Here is a 26,300-nt window from a genome sequence, read left to right on the forward strand (position 1 = left end):
TGTTTTTTTTAAAAGCCGTCAATCGCCGTCAATCCACCCTAAAAGAGTCCTTATTATCAATAGTTTGCAGCATTTCTTTTTTTTGCCACGAAAAAGAAAATAGAAATACTACTCGTTAGTAGAAAAATTAACTTCGAGATAATTTGATACAAAGAGTGAGTACTGCCATAAAAGGATGTCCAGTATATTTCAATAGTTAGTAATCAACAATGTCTAAGTGATAAATTACCGTAATAGACCAAACATTTTTTCGTGTCGAGCTACATCCATTATATCGTCGAATGAGAGTAATAAGAATGGATAAACCTCAAAAACCTGAATTTATGTAAAATCTTACGGTTGATAAGCTATTGAAAAAAATGAAGGAAAAGGAAGGTTGTAAATGAACGTACTAATTTTGACAAAATGCATACTTGCAGAAGAGGAATTTACCAGAAGGCTCTATATGCTTGGCTACGAAGTTTTTTGTAGTTTCGATTTATTGAGTAGATTGAAGAACAAAATGTCTTCTGATACGATCACGAAATATTTTCAAATTATCATTATTAGCGAAACAGTACCTGATAATGAGGTAGAGTACTTACTAGAAAATAGAGAGTTTCAGTCATCCACTTTGTATAGAAAATCTTCAACTATGACCGAAGTCTCTAAAAATGAAGAAAGTCCAATTCAAGCTATTCTTGCTACTAATGAATCTCTTGAATCATTAAGAGAAAAGTTATCTCAAAATAATAAAAAAAATACGAGCGATAAATTCGCAAACATTTCACCTTTAGCCAAAGAAAATATAAAAAGCTTTTTCCCCTTTAGCAAGCAGGAAAAAATTGTTTTTGAACTCTTGCGAGAAGCGGATGGAGAAATTGTATCAAGAGAAGAAATTTGTGAAAAGATTTGGTCTAAAGTAACACAATCTAATCTTGCTAGAACATCTAGCATAGTTAAAAGAATCAAAATAAAATTGGACGGTTTAGGAATAGATGATAGTAGTTTACAGACTCTCTGGGGAAAGGGTTATCGCTTAATTAAAGGGTAGTTTAATGTATAAAAAATAGCCAGATAGAATCAATATCATGCTAATGAAATAGCAATTTTTGATATTTTTAGGAGAGTAAACGAGTTGATATGAGTGATAAGAACTTAAGGAAGTATAGAAAAATAGCAGATAAAATAGTCAAATTAGTACCGACTTATAAAGCAATGTCTGATGACGAATTACGTGGTCAAACCGCTATTTTTAAAGAGCAGTTGGAAAATGGAAGAAAACTTGAGAGCTTAATTCCTGCGGCGTACGCAGTAGTCATGGAGGCGGATAGAAGAGTATTGGGTCTTGAGCCTTACTACGTACAAATTCTGGGTGGCATTGCCCTTTTTTTTGGCAATGTTGCGGAAATGAAAACTGGGGAAGGTAAGACACTAACAGCAACGATGCCCATGTACTTAAGAGGGTTAAATGGAAAAGGTAATTTCTTAATTACTTCAAATTCTTATCTTGCTTGGCGTGATGCTGAAGAAGTTGGGGAAATATATAGTTGGTTGGGACTAAGTGTGGCTGTGGGAGTCACCAAAGATGCTACTGAGGAAGAAATTGATAAAGAAGCAGTGTATGCTGCGGATATTGTTTACACTACTCACAGTGCATTAGGCTTTGACTATCTATTTGATAATTTAGCCACTACACCAGAAGAACAATACTTAAGTGAGTTCAATTTTGTGCTAATTGATGAAATAGACGCCATTCTGTTAGACATGGCACAAACTCCTTTAATTATTTCAGGTGCCCCTAAGGTTCAATCAAATCTTTACGAAACTTCGGACTGGTACATAAAGAGTCTAATTGATGGAGAAGATTATCTAACAAGCGAAGATAAACGGAATGTTTGGTTTACTGAGAATGGAATAAAGAAGGCGGAAGATTATTTTGGGATTGAAGGAATTCTGACCGAACAATGGAAAGATCTTTATCGGCATTTAGTTTTGTCACTGAGAGCAAACAAACTTTTAATAATAAATCGAGATTATGTAGTTGAAGAAGGTGAGATCCTTCTTCTGGATGAAGCGAACGGTAGAAAGTTAATTGGTACGAAGCTTCAAGCGGGCCTTCATCAAGCCATTGAAGCTAAAGAAGGGGTCGAGATTACAAACGAAACGCGTTCAATGGGTTCTATCACTTACCAAAATCTGTTCAAAAAGTTCAAAATACTTTCTGGTATGACCGGGACGGCTAAAACAGATGCGGAGGAATTTCGTGATACGTACAATGTAAATGTCGTTGAAATTCCGACAAATAAGCCAATTAGGCGAGAGGACCACTCTGATGAAGTCTATGTAACGAATAAAGCAAAAGTTTTAGCATCCTTAAATGTCGTGAAAAATGCGCTGAAACAGGGACGGCCTGTTTTGGTTGAAACTGGATCCGTATCTATGTCTAATCTTTACTCACTTTTGTTATTACAGCAGAAAGTACCACATAATTTGCTCAATGCAACTACTGTTGCGAAGGAATCATTAATCGTATCTGAGGCTGGTCGTAAAGGCGCTGTAACCGTAGCTACTTCAATGGCCGGGAGGGGAACAGATATAAAACTTGATCCGGAAGCAAAAGAAAGTGGCGGGTTGCTCGTTGTGGGGACAGAGAGAATGACGAGTGACCGAATTGATAATCAGCTTAGGGGACGTGCGGGTAGACAAGGAGATCCAGGAGATACCCAATTTTTTGTTTCAATGGAAGATAAAATTGTCGTCGAAAGTGCGCCCAAATGGGTAGCAAAATCAAGGATACACTTGATTGATAAAACTAAAACTGAAGAAATAGATGCTGAAGAACCGCTGAAGGAAAAGAAGTATGACAAGATAATCAGTAAGTCTCAGGCAAATCGAAAAAATCAAGAGATTGAAAGCAGAAAAAATATCTTAGAATATGATGAAATTATCAGTGTGCAAAGAGAAAAAATTTATACCACCAGAAATAAAGTAATGGAAAGTTCTTCTCTATTTTTAGATGAAATTATCAGTGCTGCTGCCTCTCAGGTGATTGAGCGCTTTACAGCTGACAAATCCAATCTGAACAGAGATCGCTTAATTGACTTTATTTACAATAATATCCAATACAATTTTGTACCGTTTTTATTAGATGGTGAACTGGAGAATTATACTAGGAAAACAGTGGAAACCGTTCTAAAGCAATTAATTAATACACGGATAAAACAAATGCCAGAAATGATCCCAGATGACTTTCAACTTTTGTACTTTAAACGAATTTCTGTTTTAAAAGCGATCGATATGATGTGGGTGGAACAATCAGATAATTTACAGCAATTAAAATCTGTCGTAAATGGTCGAAGCTGGGGACAGCATAAGCCCATTTATGAATTTCAGCTTGAAGCAAGGCGCTCCTTTTTTGAAATGAAGGATGAAATATGGCTTAACATATTGAGAAATCTATTGTTGTCAGATCTAATACACAAGTCTGATGGTTCAATAGACGTCGACTTTCCATAGGCCACCGATATTCTAGTATTCAAAGAAGGACGGAAAAAAATGAAAAAAGACAAGGAAATAATTAAACGGATTTGCTGGAGTATTCTATTGTTGGCAATTGTACAAATCGGTAAGAGTATTGAAGTCCCTGGATTTGTAAATATACCTCAAACAGAAAAAGCGCAAAATCTTGTTTTACGGTTCTTATCAACAACAACTGGCGGTAATTTTGCTAAACCGACATTACTATCATTAGGTATGGGACCTTACATGACATCACTGATTATTTGGACCACAATCAGCATGATTGATATAGATCGAATTAAAAATCTTTCTGCTAAACAAAGAGGCTATATTCAAAGAACGTTGACGCTAATTTTCGCCATTGCACAGGGAACAGCTATAATGTTTCGCTTTCGGACGTTAGGAAATTATGATGCATTTTCAAATATCAGCAAAATGGCTTTCTACATGATGGTTATTTTGATACTTGCCACAGGTGGAATGTTTATTTCATGGTTGTCAGATATCAATAGTGAAAAGGGGATTGGTGCCCAAAGTCTGTTTATCTTGCCAGGGTTAATTTCTAATTTACCAGCGATGCTTGTATCTGGGCAAAGTGGAACATTGAAAATTGGTAGTGAGCAAATCATTGGTTTAATTGTTATTACGCTTATTTATCTTTATATGACAGTCTTTTTATACCATTCTGAATACCGAATATACATTCAACGCACTGGTATTGACAGTCGTTTCAATAACTCGTATGTTCCTATTCGTCTGCTAACCGCTGGAGCGATGCCATTTATGTTTGCGGTAACGGTTTTCTCTATTCCTCAGTTATTACTGCTAAACGATGCGTGGAGCAATACGCTTTTCTCAAGTATTTTATCAAGGTTTTTTTCATTTAACTCTGTGGAAGGCATCTTGACATACGGACTAATTCTCTACGGCTTAGGTATGGGATTTAGCTTTATCAATGTTCGGCCCAATGATATTGCTAAACATTTAAAAGAATCCGGCGACTATATTTACGAGATTCCTCCGGGTCAGCAAACGGAAACTTATATAAAAGGAAAGCTACTAAGAATTTCGATGGTTGGGAATAGCTATTTGGTCTTGGTTTCTCTTATCCCCTTATTTATAGGATTGAGAGTAGAAATTGTGTCAAATTTAGCGTTTTATTTTGGGAGTGTGTTCATGCTGATTATTATTATAGACACCATAACCCAAGAAATGCGCTTCATATTTTCCAAGCGTGACTATAATATTTTTTAGTGAAAAGCGGGAGCGTACAAATCAATGATCTATTTAATACCTAACTGGAAACAAAGTGATAACCATTTGGAAAATGATAGAATGCTCAATATTGCTCGATTGTTCTCCAAAAATGGTGAAAAATATGAATTGTTATTACTAAATTATTTGCCCTTTTTACGATACAAGGCACAAGAGTATACCATCTTTTCCGATCGTTATTGGCGTGCTTATGACGTTCTGCAAAACATTCATTTAATTAATGGACATCCTTTAAGCATCGAAGATCTTGAACTACCAGAAATGATTGAAAAAGTTTATACACCGTTTGGAATAGTACTTCTCAAAGAAGCTAAGATGTATGGGGAGGTACTTTACAATAAGTACGGTTGTATTGAGAGAGTAAAGACTTTTGAAAACGATTGGACAATAGTTGATTCTTATGACGATCGTGGTTTTTTATCTTCGAAGGAATATGCTAATGCTGCGGGTAAAGTAAGTAAACGTGAATACTTTAATGAATTTGGTGAAAAAACAGTCATTGAAGTTTTGTCCGATACACCGAGAGTCATTATTGGAGAAGCTGGAAATGACTTGTTAAAGGAAAAAAGTTACCGAACGATTACTGAAGCTATTTCAGATGTATTAATCCATAAAGCAGCATCATTAGAAAACCAAAAAGAGATTTTAACAGTTACTGAAAATAATATTTTAGAGATCACGAAAGCGATCCAAGATCAAGAATCAATGATTCGAATTATTTCGGATAATGACAATTTAAGAACATTCAACCAAAGTGCTTTGTTTGAAGGGATGAAGACAAGTAAATATATCGTAACAGATACGACCAGCAAACAGCATGAACTGATGAATATAAAGAAAGCTAATTCTTTCCTGGAGAATACGTCAATTACTACAATCCCAATGTTCAATACGGAATTAAATCTGGGAATGAGTAACTCAGTTGTGCAATTGATCATGTACTGGCGTGTAGGGGAAATGAATGAACGTGTCTATGAAGCAAATGAAGTTTTTGTCAATAACTTAATTAAACATACAAAGCATACCCTGGTTTTTGAAGTTCAAACTGCTTTTGAAATGAGTAAGTTGCAGGAACAACAAAAAGAGCTGATTGATAGTTTCTTTGCTATTGACAGTGACTCAGAGGATTTCAAAAAAGCTGAACACTTTATTGAAGCGAAAAGGACGAAACACTTATACAAGGCAGATGAAATAGCAGTAGAAGAGATTCGTAAAAAAAAGTCCTGGACGGGGCTAGTCAAAGCAATAAGTGTTTATCACCGTATTGAATTTCGGATAAATCCAACACTGCTTTCGGTTCAAAATGATTTTCAAAGTGTTCGACTATATATCGATATTAACCAAGAATATAATTTGCAGATGCAGTCGCTTGCTATTAGTGCAGGTATCCCGCAGGTTGTCAAAAGTTCAACAGATTATATAGAAGATAAAAAGAATGGAATGGTTATTAGTCGTATCTCGGAACTAGAAGATGCAATCAATTACTTTTTGAAAAATCTAAATAACTGGAACAACTCGTTAGTGGAAAATGTGCGATTGATTGAAGAATATAGTCCGCATATTGTTATGGAAAAATGGAAGGAGGTCTTCAATGGCTAAGCAGACGAAACTCTTTCATATCAGCCATGAACAAGCGATTGATCTAAATGATATTTCTCCTAAATATAGCTATCAATGGCTTCCTTCAGACTATGATTTCTTATTAGATGAGCAGGAGGAGAAGCTATTTGTAAATGGTCTGTTCAATAAGAGGTATTCTCGAGCAATCTTTATTTTAGAAGAAAAAGCAGTGAGGAACTTAGACAAAAATGATTTACTTAGGCAGCTGCCGCCGTATCAAATCATTTATGATAGGAAGGCGAATCTTACCAGTGACATGAAGCAATTGCTAGCAATAATGGAAGCTAAACCACTTGATATGGAGAACTTTAGTCAAGTGATTAATTTTGTGAATGATCAGTTTACTTTCGGACAATTGGGTTACAAATTATCCCATGATCATTTAATCATCCACGAGGATTTTAAGGGGGCCATTGGTAAGAAAGGCAACTCTTATGTAGAAGTACAGGGTGATTTCTCCTCTGAATTCAAGCAAATTATATCTTGGAAGATGACAAATGTAGTCAAGGGTGAAGAAATAATGGAGTTCTTCGCTGAAACAGATGTTCTATCAGGAGAAGTAGAATTACTATTCAAACTATTTCTTATCAAAGAGAACACGAATCAAATTGTTCAGATAGTAGAGGCACCTGTGAGTAAATTGAAGCGTGGAGAAAAAGTTAAGTTTAACAGTACAGCGGATGTGTATGTAAATGTTGCTTTGTATGCTAAAGGAAAAAGTGGAGAAATTAGAATCGGGCAGATACACATTCGGCGAGCTTTAGCTGATCACAGCACAATGATTCCTGGTGGGCAAAGGCTTTGCGATGAAGAGCAAATGGATGGTGAAATATTGTATTACTTCAATTGCGGAGACTTAAAACCTCCCCTAGCAATATATTTCTCTGGTTACCGTTCAGCAGAAGGCTTTGAAGGAAGAAGAATGATGAGCAGTATGGGGGGAGGACCTTTCATGCTGATTGCTGATCCTAGATTAGAGGGAGGAAATTTTTATCTTGGCAGTGAAGCATTTGAAAAGAAATTAGTAGAGGTCATTCAAAATAAATTGACTGTTCTAGGCTTCCAGAATTCTGATTTAATTTTGTCGGGTTTATCAATGGGGACATTTGGGGCACTCTACTACGCAAGTGATTTGTCACCGAATAGTGTAATTATCGGAAAACCCTTAACAAACATCGGAACGATAGCACTTAATGAACGTGTTCTACGCCCTGGAGGGTTTCCAACTGCTTTGGATATGCTATTTTACAACACCGGAGAAATAACAGAAGAGTCGGCTCAAAAATTAAACAAACGGTTTTGGGATAAGTTTTCTAAAGGAGATTACTCCAATACGACATTTACAGTTGCCTACATGAAGCAAGACGATTACGACAAAGAAGCATTCCCAATGCTTTTTGATACTTTAAAAGAAAATCGTTCAACCGCACGAGTTCTCTATAAAGGATTAACCGGAAGGCACAATGATAATAGCCCAGGAGTTAATAAATGGTTTCTAAAACAATATAGAAATATCCTATTCAATAATTTCCGTCGAGTCATGGATGATTTTGAATAACTGTGAGGTGAGAGGTTGAAAAATTTTTACATGGTAAAGTGGGGAGCTGACTTTAATGATAACTACAACTACGGAACGGATATTCGTTTTGTGGCGTTGGATTATGTTCATTTTTCATCTCCACTCATGCCTTCAGGAACACCAATTAAAACATGGTATTCAAGGACTGAATATCATGTAAGCAGAAAATCACCGATGCTGCCCCTTTTAGAAAATGGGAAGTCTTATGATATTCAAGTGAATGCTGAGTTTGATAACAAAGAAGCTGTACAAGTGGAGATCGAATTTTTCGATATCAATAATGATGTAATTAATAAAATTTACTTTCAAAATCTGAATGGTCAGTTCACTTATCCCGACAATGCGATGAGTTACAAGGTTCAATTAGTCAACAAAAAGCATCAGTATATGCTCTTTAAGTACCTAACTATATCAGATGAGGGCTTAGCTGATGACTGCAAAATCGATTTCATTGAGAAACTAAACATCATTCAAATTAAGAAGAATGAGTATATGGAGCAGACAAAAAATGAAATCGTGGTTTTGAAAAATGCTAAATATAGTACTAGCCTTACTCTTAATGATCATACGAATTATTTCTTTTTTTTAGGAAATACTGAGGAATCACTTTTGTTGCCAGCAGCTGTATATGTATATGAACAGGTGCTGCACAGCAGCCATCAAGTGTTAGTAGATATTTTGCGTGGCCCGTGCTTCAATTCTTTACCTCAAGCATATATGGAATTGCCGGCAGCCTTAAATATTTTAATTCCAACCTCACGCTTGCCAAACATATCGGAGAAACCTTCAGAACGAATAGATCAATTAAAAGAGAAAAACCGGAATAATACTTTGGCTTACCGTGTACTAGAACAAGCAGTAGAAAATAGAAAATCCTCATATTTGGTAAAGAAAATTTTAGATACAGAATCTAAAAATGAAACTAGGAGTGAGACGAATTGAATTTTTTTGTAAATAAAGCAATGGGAATTGGAAATTCAGGTGTTGAACATGCACAGTTTTACCGCGCAAAATGCTTTGATAAAGTTCAGCTTCCTTATAAATATGTGTTCGTTGAATTGGTTAAAAATTTGCATGAGGCAATGAGCAATTGGAAGATTCCAGACGACAGAGTGATTAATATGTGGGAACTATTTGTATTAGGTGAAGGGTATTTGGAAAGAGGGGCTTCAAAAAAATATAAGTTTACAGAAGAAATTTTAGTTGACCATACAAATACTCACAGAATCAAGGAGATAATCACTTCCTCTGGTTTGCGAATCGTGGAACACTTAGAGAAATCTCCGAGTAAGAAAAAAGAAAATATGCTGGTTGTTTCTACCTATAGGATTGAAATTTTTGATTATAAAACGGCTAAAAGAAAAGTGATGTATGAGTATGTAGATCATAAACATAGAGGTAGATTAATCAGCAATATTCATCTTTTTGATTTTGAAGGCAGACACTTTTTTTTCAAAACGGAGGTTCAGCTTCAACGATTCTTTTTCACGTATCTAGCTGAAAAATTTGAAGGTGCAAACAATTTTATTATTGATAGGGGTCAAGAATCAGAATCAGCATTGTTTGCTCATAAGCCTGAAAACTGTACTATTATCGAAATTATTCATGCTGACCATCTTTCAGACCGGGACGTGAAATCGGCACCGTTATGGAATAATTTTTATGAGTATTTGCTGACTCATATGGATATGGCCGACAAAGTAGTAGTAGCAACTAAACTTCAGCGTGAAGATCTATTAGTTGATTTTCCCAATGATAAAGATAAGATTGCGGCAATTCCTGTGGGTGGTATTAGAGATCAGGAAGAAGCAAAAGAGTTTAAAAAGGAAAATCTTTCCCCTATTCAAAAATTTATCACAGTTTCAAGGCTGGCTGCTGAAAAACATATTGATATTGTGATTAAGGCCATTAATGAAGCACGCAAAGAATATCCGGGACTGTCACTAGACATTTATGGACAGGGTGGAGAAGATAAAAAGCTGCGGGAACTGATTAAGTCATTAAATGCGGAGGAGTACGTAAAACTACAAGGACACTCTAATAAAATTGAAGAAGTTTATCCAGAGTATGATGCATTTATTTCAGGGTCTTATTCAGAAGGTTTCGGTTTAACTTATATAGAAGCTTTAGACGCGGGACTTCCAATTGTAACTTTCAAGGCAAGGTTTGGTGCAATTGAACTTATTGAGGACGGCATTAACGGATTTTTAAAAGATTATTCTAGATCTGACGAAGCTTATAGTGTGAAAGAATTGACGGAAGGTATTCGCCAGGTAATTAATTCGGACCGAAATGATTTATCCAAAAACACGCGCAGATCTGTCTCTGAATATCAGGATTTCATCATTGCAAACAAATGGAAGGAGCTTATTAATGGAATATGAGTTAGTAAGTATCATCAAACCAGCAAATTCGATTTGGGAAAAGCAGAAAAACCGACTAAAGACTCATGGAGGAAAAGTGATTTCGATTTCTCCTAGTCCGACTTTCAATAAGCTAATATCCAAAGAAGAAGTTCAAGGGATTAATTTACTGGATTCTCTAACCCAAAGGGAACATCACAAGGATAATTTTCTTTTTTTTAATCAAATACCTACTGTGTATTCAGCTGAGATATTCATGAATGAAGATAGAAGTATTTCTATTGTGAACGATGGTGAAGAAATTGGTCGTGTTGATTTATATCCGGAGACTCGAAGACATGTAAAAGAGGTTCAGTACTTAAACGCAGATGGTAGTACGGATTTTATAGAAGAATATGCTGACGACGGTGGATTATACAGTAATCTTTTCTTTTTCAATAATACTGTACAAGAAATCGACTTTTTCAACAGTAGACAACTTCCGGTAGTAAGTTATTTCTTCTATGAAGGAAAAATAAATTTGGTCGTAGTTAGAGATCCCGAGACGATGAGAGTGACAGCAAAATATAATAGCTTACTTGAGTTTGTGACTGATCAAGTCGCACAATTGGTTACCGAAAAAGATCAGATTTCAATTTCTTATATGGGAATGGAAATGTTTGCTCTTGAAAAAACAACTTCTCATAATATCTTGTATTTAGAAGAATCTCCCTTTGACAACAAAGGAGTAATAAAGGGGAATTTGCTTAACATTTTAAAAGATAACATTAGCTATATAAATGAAGTAAGGATGGCCAACATTTACTACAAACAGTTAAAAGATAAAAATGTTCCTTTAGACAAAGCGGCCATATTAGACGAAGGAGAAGCAGTTTATGACAATAACAATTCCAGCAGATAAGATTAATCAGAAAATGCAAGAACTCATGAATGAAAATTCAGCAACTTTGCTAAAGTTTGATCAAGAAATAGAAAAGATGAACGTGCTATTACAAGAACAGCATACAGATTTTGAAAAAATGCAACAGCTTAATAATCAAATAAAGGCCTTAGCAGAAAAAAGTGGGTCAACCATTGATCAAATTAAACAGTTAAAAAAAGATTTCAATCAAGTATTTGATTCTTATAAGAAGGGGTATGCTGCACTAAAAGAAATAGCATTAACTTTAAAAGTTGCCTATGAAACAGAAAATCTTGTAGCTAAGCATTATTTATTTGAGGAAAGTGAAAAAATTATGCTTGAAATACAGAACACCGAAAATTGATAGCAACTACCATAGAGCTAATCAATGCAATAGCCGGCTTATAGTAAAGGAGCATATAGCATGAGTAATCAAATACCCGCAGATCGTCTGCTTGAAAAAATCGAACAATTATTGACGGAAAATCAATCCTCTTTATTAGGATTTAAAACAGAAAAACAAAAAGCTCAAGAGTTAGTAGCTAAGCAACATGAAAAAATTGAAAAGCTTCAAATGATTCATGTAGAAATAGCTGAAATGGCCGAGCAAGAGGGAACAAGCCTAGAAGATTTCAGAACAACTAAGGAATCATTTAATCGTAGCTATCAAGAATACAAAGAGGAATATGCTTTATTGAGAGAATTATTTTTAACTATATCGGTCTCTTATACTACAGAAAAATATGTGATCAAGCGCTGTTTCTTAAAAGAAAGCGACCAACTGCTAACACAGCTTATAGAAAAAGCAGATCAGCAAGATTTACGCATTTTACAGCTTAATGATTTAACTAGTTCTTTGGACTAGAAATAATGGTGCCAGTATAAAACCGATAGATAAAAAAGATACGTTTCGAAGGAGGTCATCTGGTGAAAAGAGATCAATTGTCTAGAGATATAGAAAGAAAGTTCGAACAAGAGAGCAACAAAGTAGTAGATAATTCACAGGATGAAGATAAGGGCTCCAAGCTTCTGACAATTGTTATCTCTATTATTATGTCCAGTGTCATTTTAGGTTCATTAATCTATTCGCTGATTGAGGCAATTGGTCTGTAATATTTTTTGGCGTGACTTATCTCATGACACTAAATAAGTACCTATGAAGAAAATTGACAGACCTTCATAGATGAAAAAGAGAAGAAAAGAGTCTTATGGTTAACTCTGGGAGTGTGTAATGATGAAAAGTAATCTTTTAAGTATTTGCAGATTAATTAATATGATAAATCCAACGTTGCAGGAACCACAAAATTCGGTTGTAGCTGTAAATATCGACCGTGAAAGACTTGAAGAAATCCGTAAACGAAAAGGAATACCTATACGAACACTCGAACGAAAAATTAATCTTTCAAAATCTCGTTATTATCGCTGGCTTCGTTATCAAAGCGATTTACCTTTAGAATTAATTATTGGTCTAAAGAAGCTATTGAATATGTCCGATCGAGAATTGCTGAATTTATTTGTCAATTCAACGGATGAACAAATTCAAATGTTGAGCCTGGTAATCTATACTTCGATGTCAAACGAAGAGAACGATTTAAAACATTTCGTGGAAATTAGAAGCAGTTTGGAAAAATATCGCAATTCTAATGAAGATAATTTTGCCTACAAACTTATTTTAGCATATGCCGATTTAACCCTGCATTGCAAGGCGAAACGTGAGCCGGGTAATAGTTTGAAAAAGATTGAGGATTATTTCCTCTCGATTGATTATTTTACAATGTATGATGTGTTACTTTATTTAGCGACATTGCGAACAAAAATCGATTACTCTTTGGCTCCTACAGCAATGGAAAAAGAAAGTATTATATTAGAAAATAGCATTCTTAAAAAGCTATCTAGTGAGCAATTAAAAGAATGGAACGAAATTATCGTAGGATGTGTGATTGACTTATCTTTATGTCTGGTAGACATGAATAGTCATGCACAAGCGATACAGCTATTAAATAAAGCAACGGTCATCTTAGACAAAAAGAAAACTACTTCTCATCAAACGAAAGAAGTTTTTGACTTATTGTCCTATCTTTTTATTAATGACAACTTAACAAGCAAGGATGAGGTTATTCAAAAAACCAAACGAGATATACAGCATTTGTCCTTTTATTTACCGGAAAATGAGTATAAGTTTCTGAAAAATTTAACAGTTAAGGAGAAATATGTCTTTGGCTAATTGGCTAACATACATCGTCGAGGGAAAATCAGTGGATTCTGTCTCTAAAGCAAGAAATGATATCTCTTTAATTGGAGATACTATAGAATTTCAAAGATTGTATATTTATCGATATGTGGATAGTAATGAAGATGACAGGGCACTGATTGCCAGAATAGATGGTATTACTGCGGGTGTTTCTGCCGGAGACATGATTGTCTATCAATATCCTAGTTACAATAGTTATCGATTTGAACTGAATTTCCTTCATCAATTAAAAAAAAGAGGAGCAACGGTTGTCTTACTAATTCACGATTCCGAACTGTTGCGGGGAAACAATATTCCAGAAGAGTTAAACTTACTTAATCAATCAGACTGGTTGATTACGCACAGCAAAAAAATGGAGCAGCAATTTATCCTAATGGGTGTAAAAACACCGATGCTGACAAAACCACTTTTTGATTATTTAATTCCTGACAGTATAAGCCTAGATTCTAGTTTGGATAAAAGTATCGTGTTTGCTGGAAATATTCAAAAATCAGTTTTTTTAAGTAATTGGCCAAGTAAAACGAAGATAGCTGCCTTTGGTACTAAAGGTGAGATTCAATTTAGTAAACAGGTAAGCTATGGGGGGACCTATCAACAAGAAGAGCTGCTAAGAAGAATGCCTAAAAATCGTTTCGGCATCGCTTGGGATGATAATTTACAGCAAGGCGGTAACTATCAAAACTATACTCGATATAATGCTCCTCACAAAGTTTCGCTTTATTTAGCTTTAGGTTTACCCGTGATCGTTTGGAAGAATGCCGCTATTGCTGAATGGATATCAAAATATCAGCTAGGCTTCGCAATAGATTCGTTGAAAGAAATAGACTTGCTTTTTGAATCTCTTAGCACAGATGAGTTATTAAAACTAAAGAAACGAGTTAATAAGTTTAGTCAGCTTTTAAGAAAAGGAATTTTTACAAGAAATGCTTTGCTGCAAGTGGAAAGAGATAGTCTTTTTAAAGAAGTGGAGGACAGTGAATGTCAAATGGAGTAACAAAAAATGTTGATAGCATTGTCAATAAGGAACGCTTAGTTGAATTATTAGAACGAGTACAGAGAGAGGTTCAAACTCGGGACCAGTTAAGAAATGAATTAAATCAATATATCTCCAAAATAAAAGACAATCGAGCGGTCACATTAAATGATTTCAATAAACTAAGAACCAAGAACGATGAGTTAAGTGCGAGTTATTCAGAGATAGATGCTATTTGTTCTCAGATAAGCGGTTTTGTCTCCTGCTATAAACTAACAAAGCCTGTAGTTCAAGAAGTAGAAGAGCTAGCACAATTAATTGATCATCAGGAGCAACAATTAAAAAAACTTTCAACGATGATTTTTGATGACCAAGCAATAGAAAAAAGTGAAGACCTGACAGTCGTTGAAGCTGAGGAACAAACAGATCAGCAAGCAAAGTAATTTAGACATTGAAAGATAAGGCGCACTCAGTTGGAGGAAACTATGGTAAAGAAAATAATCGCACTAGATATCGATCAATACAGAATAGGGATTTGTGGGCCAAACTATGAAGAGATTTTTAGTTCGGTATACGCCTATGTGAAAAAGAATACCTGGAAACCATCTTTGTTCAGAAAGCAATCAAATGAATCAATTGGTAGTGAGATATTACTGCAGGAAATGCAAAAGGCGATCTACTGGGGAATTACCAAACGGTACAGTCGTCGTTTAGATGCCTATCAAACCTTCGGCAACGTATTAGAACATCTGGAAAATAATGAAACGGTAATGCTCATTCGCAGTGTATTAGCTTATTTAGCAGATAAGAGACAGGAACTATTTGATAAAACTGAAGATAACCAAATGAGATGCTCATTGTGTATAGGGGTTTCAGCTACAAGCTCCGAGGAATTAAGTAAAATTGAAACCTATTTTAAAGGGGCATTTTGGGCAGAGATTAACGGAGAAAAGATGACTATTTTAGTTGAAGAAGTCACGTTAGTTCCAAAAACGTTTGGTGCTATTTTAGAAAATGCCTGTGAGAATTATTTGGAATGTAAAGAAAATGAAATTACTGCCTTATCTGGACTGAATTATGTTCTAGATTTGAATGATCATTATGTGAACTGTGATGTTTATGATAACGGTGAATTAATTAAAAGTGAACGAATATCGGATGGACTGTACGAGTTTTCTGATCGGATTGTTCAAGAATACAAAACAAGCTGCATGCAACAAAATAAAAATCCTTTTCAAATTGATAAGGATATGGTTTATAACGTGCTAACTGAAGGAAATGAGAATAGTACTTTAACGGTCAATGGGCGACAACAAATTGATTTGAACGAACTAATTAGAGCTGAATCTATCGAGGAAACAAAGAAAGTATTATCTTGTTTAATCAAAGATAACGATTTGCAATATGCGGATAATATCATCATACGAGATTTGGAAAAAGGAATTATTAATCAAAAAAGTGTCGATCGCTATCTTGAAAATTTTGGTTTGTATTGTACAAAGCTCAACAATAAAAGTGCTCGAGGCAGCTATACATTTGCAAGTATCTTTTTAGGGGACAACTTTCCCAGCTATAACGAAGCGGTTCAAGTTGAATCATCGGCAACCAATTTTCAAGAAGAAAGTCAGGAAATTACTGAAACGAGTGAAGATTTTTTGGATACAGTTATAGCAGTATTGGAGTCTTCAACTGAGACGGAAGTAAGTCCTCATACGGAGATTAATGAAGAAAGTGAGTTGCTAGAGGATAACGTTGATGAAATAATTTCTACTGAAGACAATCTATATTCAAAAGTAGAAGGGGATAGCAACACTCAAACTGACTCGAATGATGTCGTGATCCCAGAAGAAAAGGAATTAGAGATTGAAGACATTCTGAAAGAGCAAGCTGAGTTGTTGACTGCTCTGACGGATTTTGATGCGGATTTTCTGTAAAATATGAGGAGGTATAAACTATGACAAGCAAAGCAGTAGTGTATACCATCAACCAGAATAATATTGAATTGGTGGGAACATCTCTTTTTTCACTCATTAAGCATTATGATAGTGAAGAATCTTTGAGTATTTTACTTTTGGTAGATGATATTGTTGAGAAAGATATTACCATTCTACGGGCTTTTTCACAAGCCATGAAAAAAGAACAGATCGAGATTAGTGTTTGGCAAATGCCTCAAGAGTTAAATCAGATAACATCATTCAAAGTGGATGTGGGACCTATTCGATATCATTTGACAAAGTTCTTCTTGCCTCGATATTTTTCTGATTTTGAAGAAATAATATATTTGGATGCTGAGACCTTAGTTTTGGGAAACATTGCTGAGTATTTCTGTGCGTTTACTGATGAATATGCAATGGGCTTAGTGAAAAAAATAAGAGGTACTAAAAATAGTCAGGCTAATTCGGAATCTTTTAATTCAGATAGTATAATTTTTAATACTCAGGAATACAATCAAAGATTTTCTGTAGATGACCTAATAACTACAATTAATACTTGTTCAACAGAGACCACCATGAACGAGCTCACCTATCAAATATTTAAGGAAAATAGTCAATTTTTACCAGCAAATTTTAATGTCACAGATGCAAATGAAGCTTTTGAAGCTGAAAGGTACGAACAAGAATGTATTGTTAAAAATTTCAAGTGCAGTGTAGAAAAAAACAAGCCTTGGAATCATTTAGCCTTATTGAACAACTGGGATAGGGAATTTTGGATAAATTTTACTGAAATGAAAAGTTTAGTATTTAAGGTACATAATAATGCTGAATCTTTTTAATGAAAGAATGAGGTTTATTAGATGAAGAAAATACTTCTACTTTTAGTCATAGCATTACCTCTGATAACAGGTTGTACCTCGGAAACACCAACGACTCAGGCTGCTGACTTAAAAGAAAAGATCGCGAAGCTAGAAGCAGAAAATACTAAGCTTAAAGAAGAATTTTCCAATTACAAAAAACAAGTAGCTAATGATAGTGCGCAGACAGAAACCAGTGAGAGATTGACACAAGAGGTCCAAGTTTATGGTATGAATGAGAGCGTTGATTTTGGTGACGGGGAAACTAAGACTGCTGAGCTTAAAATCATTGAGGCAACTACGAAGCAATCAGCCTTTCCAAAAGGCATGTCTGACCTAAAGAGTTACGACACGGAACGCATGGTAGCGGTGAAAGTTGAGTATACTAATCTAGCTATGGAGCAACCTTTTCTGCCCTATGCACAATATTTTCAAGCATATACAAAAGATGGTGTGAGACTCTCCTTAGTAAATCAACAGATTGGTCAAGCAGAAGTTTTGCCTAATGAATCTGGTATAACACAAATGTTTTGGGAATTACCGGTTGATGGATCAGAATTTAATGAATTTGAAATTGATTTTGTTACTGGTGAGCAAAGAGTCGCAACGTTTGATTTAGAGGTATCACATTAGTGAAGCCAAAAAAAATCTTGAGGGAGCTGTTTGAATAGACAGCTCCCTCAAGATTTTTTTTATTAATAATAGATACGGAGAAGGAGGGATTTGAACCCTCGCGCCGTGTTAACGACCTACACCCTTAGCAGGGGCGCCTCTTCAGCCACTTGAGTACTTCCCCAACACTTAATTAAGTATAGATAAGATTACTGTCTAAAGTCAAGACTATTATCACAGACAAAACTAGTATATTTGCAATTTTACATGTAAATTACCAGTTTGTCTAAAACGTCCCAATATTGGGAGTATTTTATAATTTCCTGATTATGTGTAATAAACTAGAAAAAATGAAGAAGGAGGAATTGTATTGTCGTCGAGAAATAATAATTTGAAACGTCTAAAAAATGCTGACAAGAAAGTCCGATTCAAAATGTATAAGGGTGGCAAACACTGGATGTATGCAGCTATTACAGCTGTTAGTGGGATTTTTGGCGCTTCCATGAATACTATGCAGGTGCAGGCAGAGGAAGGTCCAACAGATACCAATGAAGCCTTAGAAACCAATACTGATAACGTCCTAGCTGTACAAGAAACAACTCAAATACCACCAGCACCTGAGTCTACATCAATAAGTAATGGCAATTCTACATCAGAGAGTGCGACAGAATCAACTAGTGAAACATTGTCAGAGAGCACCACAATAGTTGAAAGTACTATCCAGTCAGAAAGTACAATTGTTTCTGATACAGAAAGCGGTAATTATTCTGAGAGTGAGGTACAATCACCGAATGAAATAAACTCTGATAACAGTCTGCTAGCAATTGAAAGTCAGTCAATGTCAATGACGCCTCCACATATCTCACAAAGTTTATTGGAATCTGAATCCACCTCTTTCTCAGCATTGGCTAGTGAAGAAGGTATTTCAGCAGAGGAAGCGGCCCAACTATTCAGTACGTCACAGTCAGAGATGTTTTCTCTTAGTGCGTCAGTAAGAGAGTCTTTTGCAGACAGTGAACACTCTTTACACAGCAAGCTTGGCTCGGAAGTTGATTCAAGACATGAGAGTGCTAGTACGAGTGAGTCGCTAAGTATGCAGTTAGTTGATCCATCAATCTCAGCAAGTCAAAGTGTATCTGCTTCTGTTTCAGAATCATTAAGTGATTCTGCGCTTCCAGAGTCAATCTCAGGGTCAGTGTCGGACTCAGCATCGAATTCTATATCTACTTCACTTTCTGATTTTGTATCAATGTATGAATCCTTATCAAATAACTCGTTGCTGTCGGATTTCTCAACGTCTGAACAATCGTTATCGTTAAGTGAAATTGTGTCGCTATCAAGCTCTTTATCAAATTCTTATAGTACAGAAAGTTCAGAATGGCGTTCCGATCATTCATCTAGCTCAGAATCAGCAAGTCTATCAATGAGTGTATCAGTTTCTGAAGCACCTCCAGAAAGTGAAACGGAATCAACCAGTGAAACGTCTCTTTCTGCTTCAGATTCGATTTCGACATCAACGTCAAGTTCAATTTCAGATTTTACATCAATCTATGAATCGCTTTCAACTGACTCATTGTTGTCTGATTTTTCAACATCTGAGCAGTCCATTTCGTTAAGTGAAATCTTATCTGTTTCAACGTCATTGTCAGACTCATATAGTGCAGAAAGTTCAGAATGGTTCTCTAATTATGATTCTAAATCAGAATCAATGAGTCTTTCAGCTAGTCTATCAGGTTCTGAAGCAGCTATAGGGGGTGAAGCATCGAATTCAAATTCGCAATCACTATCTAACAGCCAGTCTTTTAGTGACTCATCTTCTAAATCAGAAAGCTTGAAAGAAGAGGAAAGTACAACTAATTCGCGGTCTGATAGTAACGAGGAGTCAAAAAGTACGACGAACTCTGGATCAACAACCAGCTCCGCTAGTTTTTCAATGTCCATGAGTGACTCACTTTCTGAGAGTCATAAGGCGCCTCATAGTGTCTCAACCAGTCAATCATTGAGACATAGTGCAATGGCGAGTTTATCGAATGCAGCTTCTGATAGTCGTTCACAGTATTTAAATGAACGGGAAAGCTTATCGCAATCAGCATTAGAAAAGCAATCGCAAAAAAATAGTGCTGCAGCAAGCTTATCGTTGTCTGTAAGTGAAAGCCAATTGAAAAAGGCTGATGGCTTAAGCAGCACATCATTTTCAGTTTCAGAGAGCCAATCAGCAAGACAAGAGTATTTAACAGACGCTTTAGTGTCTGTCTCAGAAAGTCAATCTGTGAGACAAGACTATCTAAGAAGTACATCAGACTCGGTTTCTGCCAGTCAATCTACAAGACAAAGTAACCAGGGGAGTATTTCTACTTCTGTCTCAGAAAGCCAGTCACAAAGATATGAATCCTTAGCCAGCCTCTCTAATTCTGTCAGTAACAGTATGTCAGAAAGAAGTAGTTTCCTAAGCAGTGCTTCGCGATCGACATCGGATAGTATTTGGAACAAAGAGAATAATAATGCTGATGATCAGTTGATTAAAGGGGACTGGTTAGATGGATATAACAAGAACTATCTATTTGACAAGGTTACTGGTCAACTGTTGATGTCTGATACAGACATGTTATATAGAAGTCCATTTATCATGTACAACCAAGAAGAGGGATATGTAAAGGTTCTGCCTATCGATCCAAAGAAAGATTTTGCAGTAGGATGGAATTATTCTTTTGGAGACGTAACGTATAAAGGAAAAACCTATCAAATAGGTGACAGAATTTATGATGAAGCATTTAAAGAAGGAAATTTTGAAGGATTAAAATACAATTTTATTTCTGAACCCGTAACGTATCAGTACAAGTACGGTTTATCCTATGAACTAGGACAAGATCCCGAGGAAGTAGCGCTTTTCGATGAGGCGGTTAAAAATGCAGGCTTAACATATTCAGAGACATTGATACCAGGTGACCCACTGAATCCACCAACTGAAATTCCAGGATATAAGCTAATTAGAAAATGGGTCTATGCTTCGCCTTCAGTTATGCCTGTTCCTATTGATCATACTGTTCTTGCTTCAGGTACAACCCCAGCAAAATGGCTCAGCTTTGAATATGAGCGTATTATATAGCCGCCAATGAACAAGAAATGACAACTATGGTTATCTCTAGAAGGTACCTCTGGAATTTGTTAAAAACATAGAATTATACCTATAAAACAAAAGAAATGAGTGCAGAATATCATTTCTTTTGTTTTTTTGTTTTGGTATTGCGGAATATAAAGTTAAGTTTCCCAATATTGACACGTTTTAATCCTGCTCTCATTTCCTATGTAATAATCACTTTAGCACTTCAAAAAGTTTATAAAATTGAAAGGAAAGGGGCGCTGTGCTTAAATTATGAGTCGTAAAAATAATTTGTATAAGCTGCTTAGATCGAACAAGAAAGAGCATTACAAAATGTACAAAAGTGGCAAGCATTGGATGTTTGCTACAATAACGGCATTTACGGGTGTTTTAGGGGCTAGTACGCTAGTTACCATGGAAGCACAAGCTACATCAGCGAGTCAAGATGATGCAGGAATGGAGATTGATACGGGAACGGATCAAGTACTTGCTAATCAAGAAACAGCAAGTATACCCGCTCCAGTAACACCAGAAAATGGTGTATCAGAGCCAGTCGTGGATAGCACTACTAATTCGGAGGCTCCAGCATCAGAAAGCAAAAGTGAGTCAGTTGTTGAAACAGAATCAGAGAGTAATACGGGTTCGACTAGTAACACTGAATCAGAAAGTACAATGGATTCTGCTAGTATTTCCGAATCGTTAAGCGTTTCTGATTCTATAAGTATTTCTGAATCTGAGTCAATTAGCACTTCAAAGTTTGAGGAAACCAGTCATTCAAATTCGATTAGTGAGTCAACATCGAATAGTCTTCTTGCAAAAGTAAATAATGCAGCTTCTGATAGTATGTCTGATTCAACGAGTCATTCAGAATCTGCAAGTGCTTGGGTTTCTGACAGCTTGTCTGAATCAATTAGTAATTCTGAAAACCGAAGTGCAGTAAATTCTTTAAACAAAGAGAAAAGTAAGCAGCCAGCAGCAAAAGAACAAAGTGTAAACGAAACAAACAAAGCAAAAGATTTATTTGATCAAATTGTTCCAAATGGGACGGAAGTAAAAGTTGATGCAAAAACAAATGAGCTAGTATTTACCATGAAAGATGGTACTGTACCAAGCAATGCATTGATTCATGCAGCACAAAAATATGCTGCAGCAAATGACTTAATTGCATACTTCTCGGTTAAAGGAGCTAATGGTCGTGCAACAAAGATTAACGTTTCTGCCGATCCAGATATTAATCGTGGAGATTTTGAGGATGCGGTCAATAATCCGGGAGCGTCAAATTCTCCAACATCCGTTAATGTAGCCGTTCCAGATGAAGTTCTGAATGATGCAACATACAAAGCAAATGCAATAGCAAATGGGACGTATGCTAAGGTAACAACTTATGCAGAGCTGCGAGCTGCATGGGGTAATGCTAGCATTACCTATATTGATGTTACAGCTAACATCACTTATAGCTCAGGAGCAATGTCTGCACGTGCTAATGGGGCTAGTGTTATTGTTCAAGGAAACAATAATACTATCGATCTTGGTACTCAAACCTTTAACTGGGGTGGAATTACAAGCTCTACAACCTTTACTTTAAGCAATGTAATAGCACAACAAGGTTTTGGCGGCAATGATGGAAATGGCTACTCCTTGATTAATCCGACAAATGCAACTCAGTTGACGGCAAATGTCAATAACGTGACATTAACTAAAAGTGATTCAAATGGAAATAATCCGATCCATCTTATGTATGGAGTAGGCTCTAAATTAGTGTTCTCAGGTACGAATGTCTTCAATATATCAAATGAAATCACTCGTTCTGTGGGAAGTATTAACTTTGCTAATAACTCTAGCGTTACATTAAATCGTACGTCTAATGATATTGCTTTCTCAGAGTTTTACTTTGAAACACGAGCAGCATCGGGAAGTGTTGGTTATGGGAATTCCATTACGATGGGAGACGGCTCTTCGAATACAGCACGGACTTACAACGGTCAATCGGCAAACTATCCTGCTGTTTACTATTTAATAGATAAGATAACCGTCGGTGATAATTGTAGCTGGACTCAGACGGGATTCCAATACTTTATTAACGGACAACAAGGTGCATCTTCTAGTGCGAAATATGTATTTGGTCAAAACTTTAATTTATCTATCCCTCAATCTACTCAACCTGGGGCAATTCGAATAGAGGGCACTCAAAGCGTTGTATTTAATGCCGGGACAACCCTTGATATTAATCAATGGGCACCTGGAGCCGTAATACAAATGAATAGCGCTGGTTCTAGCGTTACGTTTATCTCTCCTAAGAAGTTGCATATGGCAGTAAATACTACCTCGGGCGCTCCAAGTACGGGACCTTTGGTGAGTGGTGCCGGAACATTTACAATGAACAACTCACAGATTTCAACGTGGCAAGGAACTGATAGCCAAGCAGCAACACCAGGTGGAAATAGAAATCTTAAGTTTACCAATATGACGATTAGAAATGGTGTTACAACCATCAAGGATACAGCTGGTAATACTTCATCCTCTAACATCGTAGACAGTAGCACGCGTGAATTATCCACCACGGCAATTGAGCCTGGAACCGTCAAAGTTAATTATGTAGATCAATATGGTAATGTTGTCAAAACGATAAATGTTCCTATAGATAAAGATGTTAATTATATTGGGCAATATATAGATTTAGTTAACAAAGACTATGCCTTGTCAAATATGCCGCCAAACTACATGTGGGCGATTGCAAATCAAGTTCCTCCGTCAGCACTGACAGACAAGCAAAGCGGTGGCGATAGCACTACATCAGCAGATGATGGAGATGCATATGGACAAGCTGGTGTTGCGATTGTTCCAATGGAAGGTACAGAGTATACGTATAATATTTATGTTTACGGGGAAGCAAATAATTCTGTTCAATATCAATATGTAGATGCTAAAACGGGATTAGTTGTTTCATCAGATTACCTTTCTTCTGGACAAGAGGCTGCGGGTACAAGCAAGACTCCAGCTAATTATGGCAATACAGTTGACTGGACAAACTCTTACTACACAAATGATCTAGTTGCTGAAGGCTACCATTACGCAACAGGCTCGGAACTGAATGGATTCACACAGGCTACCTCTACAACCGTGGGCACTGATCCGGTTCTTGTCACTATATACGTTGCTGCGGATGTACAAACTGTAAATGTTACCTTTGTAAATTCAGATGGTACATCATTAGTAGGTCAGACAGCAAATGTATCAATCAATGGGTCATCTGGTGCTGAAATGAGCTATGCTGATTTAATTTCCGGTTACCTAACACAAGCTGGATACCATGCAGATGCGAACGGCGTATTTACGTTTGACTTTACTGCTAATGGCACAAATGCCAATGATGCTACTCCTCAATCATTAACAATTACACTTTATCCAGATTACCAATTAGCTGGTATAGTTGGTAATAATCAACCTAGCAGTGATCCTGCTACTGGAACAGCTTATGAACAATTACCAACAAGTGTAAATGAAGGAAACTATGGAGTTTCTGGGGTTTCTAACGGAACGATTAGTTTAGGTGTAACAGATGCTGACTTAGCCAGAAATGGTTATATTTATACTGTTACTGGTCCAGATGGAGTTACCTATAATAGTTTAGCAGAAGCACTTGCAGCTAACCCGAAATTTGATACAACTACAAATGGTGCAGGCTCAGTTGATAATTCTCCTCAGGGATTTGTTGTTAACTATGACGTTGATCCTGTCTCTGAATCAACATCAATGTCTGAAAGTGAATCATTGTCGAACTCAGTATCAGACAGTGAAAGTGACTCTACATCTAATTCGATTTCAGATAGCGAAAGTGATTCAATCAGCACATCAATTTCAGATAGTGAGAGTACTTCAAGGTCTGACGATAGTACAAGTAGTTCGATTTCGGATAGCGAAAGTGATTCAACTTCAGACTCGATCTCAGACTCAATTTCGGATAGCGAAAGTGATTCAACTTCAGACTCGATCTCAGACTCAATTTCGGATAGCGAAAGTGATTCAACTTCAAATTCGATCTCAGACTCAATTTCGGATAGCGAAAGTGATTCAACTTCAAATTCGATCTCAGACTCAATTTCGGATAGCGAAAGTGATTCAACTTCAGACTCGATCTCAGACTCAATTTCGGATAGTGAAAGTGACTCAACTTCAGATTCGATCTCAGACTCGATTTCCGATAGTGAAAGCAACTCAATCTCGGATTCGATCTCAGATTCAATTTCAGATAGTGAAAGTTTGTCAGAGAGTATTTCAGAGTCACAATCGTTGTCAATCTCAATTAGTGAAAGTGATTCGACATCTGATTCAAACTCAGATAGCGAGAGCGATTCAATCTCAGATTCACTTTCCGACTCGATTTCAGATAGTACAAGTGATTCAATTTCAAACAGTGAAAGTTTGTCAGAGAGTGTTTCAGAATCAGAATCGTTGTCAATTTCAATTAGTGAAAGTGATTCAACGTCGGATTCAAACTCAGATAGTGAGAGCGATTCAATCTCGGACTCGATTTCCGACTCAATTTCTGATAGTACAAGTAATTCAATATCGGATAGTGAAAGTTTGTCAGAGAGTATATCAGAGTCAGAGTCTCTATCAATTTCGATTAGTGAGAGTGATTCAACGTCGGATTCAAACTCAGATAGTGAGAGCGATTCAACTTCGAACTCGATTTCCGACTCAATTTCTGATAGCACAAGTAATTCCATTTCAGATAGTGAAAGTTTGTCAGAGAGTGTATCGGAGTCAGAATCCTTATCAATTTCGATTAGTGAAAGTGATTCAACGTCGGATTCAAACTCAGATTCGATCTCAGATAGTGAGAGCGATTCGATTTCCGACTCAATTTCAGATAGTACAAGTAGTTCAATATCGAATAGCGAAAGCTTATCAGAGAGTGTGTCTCAATCAGAATCCTTATCAATTTCAATTAGTGAAAGTACAAGCACAAGCACATCGATCAGCGATTCAAGTTCAACCAGCACAAGCACCAGCAATAGCGACAGTGACAGCTTGAGTAATTCGATTAGCGATTCAAGATCAGAAAGTACAAGCACCAGCAATAGTGACAGTGACAGCTTGAGTAACTCGATTAGCGATTCAAGATCAGAAAGTACCAGCATCAGTGATAGCGACAGTGCAAGTATCAGTACGTCGATTAGCGAATCAATCAGCACATCGATTTCCGACAGCACGAGCGATTCAGCAAGTGAATCAGGCAGCTATAGTGGAAGTACGTCAGTAAGTACAAGTGACAGTACAAGCACAAGCACATCACTAAGTGATTCAAGTTCAACTAGCACAAGTATCAGT

Annotated in this window: 19 protein-coding genes and 1 tRNA gene; 19 read left to right on the plus strand and 1 reads right to left on the minus strand. The window is 36.4% G+C overall.

Translation table 11 applies throughout. From position 1 onward, the window contains the following. Window positions 1-382 precede the first annotated feature (382 nt). From IGI46_RS24495 to IGI46_RS24575, 17 genes are all read left to right on the plus strand, one after another. Window positions 383-1,033: a winged helix-turn-helix domain-containing protein gene (locus IGI46_RS24495; protein ID WP_429965301.1), complete on the plus strand. Its 651-nt coding sequence runs from the start codon at window positions 383-385 to the stop codon at window positions 1,031-1,033. Between the two features lie 89 nt (window positions 1,034-1,122). After that, window positions 1,123-3,498, plus strand: coding sequence for an accessory Sec system translocase SecA2 (gene secA2, locus IGI46_RS24500; RefSeq protein ID WP_429965300.1), 2,376 nt, complete (start codon window positions 1,123-1,125; stop codon window positions 3,496-3,498). Window positions 3,499-3,537: 39 nt separating this feature from the next. Continuing rightward, window positions 3,538-4,755 (plus strand): accessory Sec system protein translocase subunit SecY2, encoded by a 1,218-nt coding sequence (locus tag IGI46_RS24505; RefSeq protein ID WP_429965299.1) that lies wholly within the window; start codon window positions 3,538-3,540, stop codon window positions 4,753-4,755. Between the two features lie 24 nt (window positions 4,756-4,779). Further along, window positions 4,780-6,375 carry an accessory Sec system protein Asp1 gene (gene asp1 / locus IGI46_RS24510; RefSeq protein ID WP_429965298.1) on the plus strand — a complete coding sequence of 532 codons (1,596 nt, stop codon included), beginning with the start codon at window positions 4,780-4,782 and terminating at the stop codon, window positions 6,373-6,375. Beyond that, on the plus strand, window positions 6,368-7,954 hold the full coding sequence (gene asp2 / locus IGI46_RS24515; protein WP_429974453.1) for an accessory Sec system protein Asp2: 1,587 nt from the start codon (window positions 6,368-6,370) through the stop codon (window positions 7,952-7,954). The genes asp1 and asp2 overlap by 8 nt, the downstream gene beginning before the upstream one ends. 15 nt (window positions 7,955-7,969) lie before the next feature. Beyond that, a complete protein-coding gene (gene asp3 / locus IGI46_RS24520; protein WP_429965296.1) occupies window positions 7,970-8,917 on the plus strand; it encodes an accessory Sec system protein Asp3 in 948 nt (315 codons plus the stop codon). Continuing rightward, on the plus strand, window positions 8,914-10,359 hold the full coding sequence (locus IGI46_RS24525; RefSeq protein ID WP_429965295.1) for a glycosyltransferase: 1,446 nt from the start codon (window positions 8,914-8,916) through the stop codon (window positions 10,357-10,359). Before asp3 ends, IGI46_RS24525 begins: the two co-directional genes overlap by 4 nt. After that, window positions 10,349-11,239: a hypothetical protein gene (locus IGI46_RS24530; protein ID WP_429965294.1), complete on the plus strand. Its 891-nt coding sequence runs from the start codon at window positions 10,349-10,351 to the stop codon at window positions 11,237-11,239. The genes IGI46_RS24525 and IGI46_RS24530 overlap by 11 nt, the downstream gene beginning before the upstream one ends. Then, window positions 11,214-11,603, plus strand: a complete 390-nt coding sequence (locus tag IGI46_RS24535) for a DUF3110 domain-containing protein (protein WP_429965293.1) — start codon at window positions 11,214-11,216, stop codon at window positions 11,601-11,603. The genes IGI46_RS24530 and IGI46_RS24535 overlap by 26 nt, the downstream gene beginning before the upstream one ends. A 60-nt stretch (window positions 11,604-11,663) precedes the next feature. Beyond that, a complete protein-coding gene (locus IGI46_RS24540; RefSeq protein WP_429965292.1) occupies window positions 11,664-12,104 on the plus strand; it encodes a hypothetical protein in 441 nt (146 codons plus the stop codon). 62 nt (window positions 12,105-12,166) lie between these two features. Then, window positions 12,167-12,352 (plus strand): hypothetical protein, encoded by a 186-nt coding sequence (locus IGI46_RS24545; RefSeq protein ID WP_429965291.1) that lies wholly within the window; start codon window positions 12,167-12,169, stop codon window positions 12,350-12,352. 121 nt (window positions 12,353-12,473) lie between these two features. Next, on the plus strand, window positions 12,474-13,463 hold the full coding sequence (locus IGI46_RS24550) for a helix-turn-helix domain-containing protein (RefSeq protein WP_429974454.1): 990 nt from the start codon (window positions 12,474-12,476) through the stop codon (window positions 13,461-13,463). Further along, complete coding sequence (locus IGI46_RS24555) at window positions 13,450-14,484, plus strand: sugar transferase (RefSeq protein WP_429974455.1); 1,035 nt, start codon at window positions 13,450-13,452, stop codon at window positions 14,482-14,484. The genes IGI46_RS24550 and IGI46_RS24555 overlap by 14 nt, the downstream gene beginning before the upstream one ends. Then, on the plus strand, window positions 14,469-14,906 hold the full coding sequence (locus tag IGI46_RS24560; RefSeq protein ID WP_429965288.1) for a hypothetical protein: 438 nt from the start codon (window positions 14,469-14,471) through the stop codon (window positions 14,904-14,906). Before IGI46_RS24555 ends, IGI46_RS24560 begins: the two co-directional genes overlap by 16 nt. Before the next feature lie 42 nt (window positions 14,907-14,948). Beyond that, window positions 14,949-16,397: a hypothetical protein gene (locus tag IGI46_RS24565; RefSeq protein ID WP_429965287.1), complete on the plus strand. Its 1,449-nt coding sequence runs from the start codon at window positions 14,949-14,951 to the stop codon at window positions 16,395-16,397. Window positions 16,398-16,417: 20 nt separating this feature from the next. Beyond that, window positions 16,418-17,236, plus strand: coding sequence for a glycosyltransferase (locus IGI46_RS24570; protein WP_429965286.1), 819 nt, complete (start codon window positions 16,418-16,420; stop codon window positions 17,234-17,236). A 21-nt stretch (window positions 17,237-17,257) separates the two neighbouring features. Next, a complete protein-coding gene (locus IGI46_RS24575; protein ID WP_429965285.1) occupies window positions 17,258-17,887 on the plus strand; it encodes a hypothetical protein in 630 nt (209 codons plus the stop codon). A 75-nt stretch (window positions 17,888-17,962) separates the two neighbouring features. Here the strand turns inward: IGI46_RS24575 and IGI46_RS24580 are convergent. Beyond that, window positions 17,963-18,050, minus strand: a tRNA-Ser gene (locus IGI46_RS24580). A gap of 186 nt (window positions 18,051-18,236) precedes the next feature. Here IGI46_RS24580 and IGI46_RS24585 point away from each other — a divergent pair. Together IGI46_RS24585 and IGI46_RS24590 are read left to right on the plus strand one after the other, a co-directional pair. Further along, window positions 18,237-20,972, plus strand: a complete 2,736-nt coding sequence (locus tag IGI46_RS24585) for a KxYKxGKxW signal peptide domain-containing protein (protein ID WP_429974456.1) — start codon at window positions 18,237-18,239, stop codon at window positions 20,970-20,972. A gap of 267 nt (window positions 20,973-21,239) precedes the next feature. Then, window positions 21,240-26,300: pectate lyase-like adhesive domain-containing protein (locus tag IGI46_RS24590; RefSeq protein ID WP_429974457.1), on the plus strand; the 5,061-nt coding region annotated here is incomplete at its 3' end.

Source organism: Enterococcus sp. AZ163 (assembly GCF_050498925.1).
Lineage (GTDB): Bacteria > Bacillota > Bacilli > Lactobacillales > Enterococcaceae > Enterococcus_A > Enterococcus_A ferrettii.